This is a genomic window from Gammaproteobacteria bacterium (assembly GCA_029862005.1).
Taxonomy (GTDB): Bacteria; Pseudomonadota; Gammaproteobacteria.
This window is the reverse complement of sequence record JAOTYD010000087.1, coordinates 1-3,511: the sequence shown is the minus strand read 5'-3', so window position 1 is coordinate 3,511 and position 3,511 is coordinate 1. Positions and strand designations below refer to the sequence as shown.

Annotated in this window: 5 protein-coding genes; all 5 read left to right on the top strand. The window is 54.2% G+C overall.

The window, feature by feature from the left end:
• Positions 1 to 675: DNA polymerase III subunit delta (holA, locus tag OES20_18990; GenBank protein ID MDH3636779.1), on the top strand; the 675-nt coding region annotated here is incomplete at its 5' end.
• A complete protein-coding gene (locus OES20_18985) occupies positions 672 to 1,961 on the top strand; it encodes a glutamate-5-semialdehyde dehydrogenase (GenBank protein ID MDH3636778.1) in 1,290 nt (429 codons plus the stop codon). The genes holA and OES20_18985, both read left to right, overlap by 4 nt.
• Before the next feature lie 2 nt (positions 1,962 to 1,963).
• Entirely contained in the window at positions 1,964 to 2,584 is a 621-nt protein-coding gene (gene nadD / locus OES20_18980; GenBank protein MDH3636777.1) for a nicotinate-nucleotide adenylyltransferase, read from the top strand.
• Entirely contained in the window at positions 2,577 to 2,936 is a 360-nt protein-coding gene (rsfS, locus tag OES20_18975; GenBank protein ID MDH3636776.1) for a ribosome silencing factor, read from the top strand. The genes nadD and rsfS overlap by 8 nt, the downstream gene beginning before the upstream one ends.
• Positions 2,937 to 2,938: 2 nt before the next feature.
• Entirely contained in the window at positions 2,939 to 3,409 is a 471-nt protein-coding gene (gene rlmH, locus OES20_18970) for a 23S rRNA (pseudouridine(1915)-N(3))-methyltransferase RlmH (GenBank protein MDH3636775.1), read from the top strand.
• The last annotated feature ends 102 nt before the right edge of the window (positions 3,410 to 3,511 follow it).

The window sequence follows — 3,511 nt, the reverse complement described above, 5'->3', positions numbered from 1 at the left end:
AGAAATGCAAGCTGGTGTAAAGCGATTCAGGCGACCGGTAAATTAGTCGAGCTTAAGCCGGTATACGATAATCAAATGGCCGACTGGATTTTGAATCGTGCTCGCGATAAGGGACTTAACATCGATCTGCAATCGGCGCAGTTTCTGGCTGAACGTACCGAGGGCCACCTGCTCGCCTCGGATCAGGAACTGGAGAAACTCTCGATTCGATTTGCGGAACAGGCGGAAATTGATTTTGAAACGATTGCTGCGTCCGTCGCCGAGTCTTCACGCTACAGTCATTTCCTGCTGGCCGATGCCTGTCTTGCCGGTAAAACCCGGCGTGCGATGAAGATAATGCATAGCCTGCAAACAGAGGGGTATGCCACGGCGCAGTTGCGTTGGGCGTTACAAAATCCCCTGGAACAACTTGACCGGCTCAAGCTGGCCCAACGACGCGGTGCAATCGATAAGCGGACGTGGCAGGAACTACGTATATGGGGTAGTAAACAGGCTCTATACCAGGCTGCCCTGGCACGGTTGGGCGCATCTCAGATTGAGCGTTTGCTGCAAAGCTGTGCTACATTAGATCGCCTTGGGAAGGGGCAACAGGACAGCGAGTTCCATGATCAGGACTGGGTAGCGCTTAAAACACTGGTTGCCAACTTCAGTGGTGATACTGGTAGTCGATTATGAGCGTGGCATTACAGAACGAATCAATTACTGATCTAGACCGTTACATGGTTGATCTCGGGCATGCTGCACGCGCGGCCGCGGCCGAACTCGCCTATGCAAAACCACAGCATAAGAATCGGGCGTTACTTGCGATCGCCGCAATACTGGATCAGCGTCGCGATTTTATTCTGCAGGAAAACAGCAAGGATCTTGAAGCGGCCAGCAAGAATCGTATCAGCGATGCGATGCTGGAACGGCTGGAGCTGAGTCCGGCGCGTATCGATGCGATGATCGAGGGGCTGCAACAAGTTGCAAGCCTTAGCGATCCGGTCGGTGAAATCAGCGAGTTGCGCTACCGTCCCTCGGGTATCCAGGTCGGCAAGATGCGGGTGCCGCTCGGTGTTATCGGGATAATTTATGAGTCGAGACCCAACGTCACGATTGACGCGGCTGCGTTATGCCTTAAATCCGGGAATGCAAGTATTCTACGGGGGGGCAAGGAAGCACTACATTCCAACCAGGCCATATACCAGTGTATTCATCAGGGGCTGAAGCAGGCCGACCTCGCAGAGCATGCGGTCCAGGTTATTAATACCACCGACCGCGAGGCGGTCAGCCAGATGCTAAAGATGCATGACTGTATCGATGTTATTATTCCACGCGGTGGTAAATCCCTGATCGAGCGAATTGCCGGCGAGTCTATTATTCCGGTAATCAAGCATCTGGATGGTGTCTGCCACGTTTACATCGACGACCAGGCCGACCGGCAAAAGGCGCTGGATATCGCTGTCAACGCCAAGACCAGGCGTTATGGTGTCTGTAATGCGATGGAGACGCTGCTTGTCGCGGAGGCAATAGCAGATCAAATCATGCCTGAATTTATCGAGCGGATGTCGGCCGCCGGCGTGGAATTGCGAGGTTGCGAGCGTTGCCAAAAATACGATAACGTCAGGATTAATTCCGCTACCGAAGAAGACTGGGTTACCGAATACCTGGCACCAATTTTGTCGATTCGTATCGTCGATGGCCTGGCGCAGGCAATCGAGCACATTAATGGTTATGGTTCGCATCATACCGATGCGATCGTAAGCGAAGACTATAGCCGTACCCGGGAATTTACCCGGCGCGTCGATTCAAGTTCGGTCATGGTCAATGCGTCGACAGGATTTGCAGATGGATTCGAATATGGCCTCGGGGCCGAGATCGGAATCAGCACCGATAAACTGCATGCCCGCGGGCCGGTTGGCCTGGAGGGATTAACCTCGCAGAAGTACGTTGTTTTCGGGGACGGAAACGTACGCAGCTAGCAATGATAGGGATATTAGGCGGTACCTTCGATCCGGTCCACGAGGGACACTTTCATATTGCGATGCAGGTGCTGAATCGGCTGGGTCTGGAACAGGTCCAGTTTGTTCCTTGCGCGCTGCCGGTACATCGTGACGAACCCCATGCCTCGGCCAGTGAGCGCTGTGCGATGATTGAATTAATGATCGCTGACGAGGTGGCCTTCGTGTTGAATACCCTTGAACTCGATCGTGGAGGCCTCTCGTTCATGATCGACAGCCTGCGTGAAATTCGTGTAGAGACCGGTTCGACTCTGGTGCTGGTGCTCGGAGCGGATGCCTTCAATGATTTTGCCAGCTGGAAAGCGCCGCATGAAATCCTGCAGCTTGTGCACCTGGTCGTTTGTCATCGACCTGGATACGAAGTCGATCCGGAAACTTTTCGCGAATATCGTGTCGACTTTCCCGTCGCGTTGTCTGAGCGGTCGGCCGGTGCGATTTTGATGCTTGAGGTCGATGCCAACGACTGTTCTTCAAGCGAGGTGCGCGCTGCCCTGGCGCAGGGTCACAGGCCGGAGCAATGTGTACGTCCGGTGGTGGCTCATTATATTGATGAACATCATTTATATCGGAAAACCGTTGACTGAATCAGATCCCGCCCGGTTGCAAGTGGAGGCAACCAAGAAGATGGTGCTGCAGGCACTGGATGCGCTTAAGGCAGAAAATGTTGTGACGCTGGATGTGAGCCGGCAGGCCAGCTTCACCGACTACATGATTTTCGCCAGTGGCAGTTCCCGTCGGCACGTCAGCGCTATCGCTGACTCGGTCGTCGAGGCCGCGAAAGTGACTGGTAACCCGGTACTTGGCATCGAGGGAGAGGATATTGGTGAGTGGATACTGGTCGATCTTGGCGATGTCGTCGTTCATATCATGCTGCCCGACGTGCGCCTTTACTATGAACTTGAAAAACTCTGGGGCGAAGAACTGGCTGTTGGCTGAGTATGCAGATTCAGATCATCAACGTCGCGCAAAAACTGCCTGCCTGGGTCGATGCTGCCTGCGATGACTACCTGAAGCGAGTGCCGAGGGAACTATCACTGAAACTCGTCACGGTGCCGCTTGCGTCCCGCAAATCAAAACAATTCGCCGCGCGTCAACGACAACAGGAATCGACCCTGATACTGGATAAGTTGTCCCCGGGGAGTCTGAATATTGCACTGGATGAACACGGTGCAGCGTGGTCCAGTGACGTCTGGTCACAACAGTTGCAACACTGGATGTTCGAGTGGCCACGGGTGAACCTGATTATCGGTGGCCCGGAAGGATTGTCGAAGCAGTGTATCGATGCCTGCCAGCACCAGGTTTCGCTGGGAAGAATGACCCTGCCGCATGCCCTGGTCAAGGTGGTCGTTGTGGAACAGTTGTATCGCGCCTGGACGATTCTCAAGGGTCATCCCTATCATCGCGAGTAGCGACCGGATCGGGCTTTCGGGCTATCATGTCGGAATGATTTACCTCGCCTCAAAATCTCCCCGCCGGGCCGAGTTATTGCGCCAGGTCGGTATCGAGTTTGC

Coding starts and splice junctions, on each gene's coding strand:
- OES20_18985 (MDH3636778.1), top strand. CDS start 672: ATGAGCGTGGCATTACAGAACGAATCAATTACTGATCTAGACCGTTAC.
- nadD (MDH3636777.1), top strand. CDS start 1,964: ATGATAGGGATATTAGGCGGTACCTTCGATCCGGTCCACGAGGGACAC.
- rlmH (MDH3636775.1), top strand. CDS start 2,939: ATGCAGATTCAGATCATCAACGTCGCGCAAAAACTGCCTGCCTGGGTC.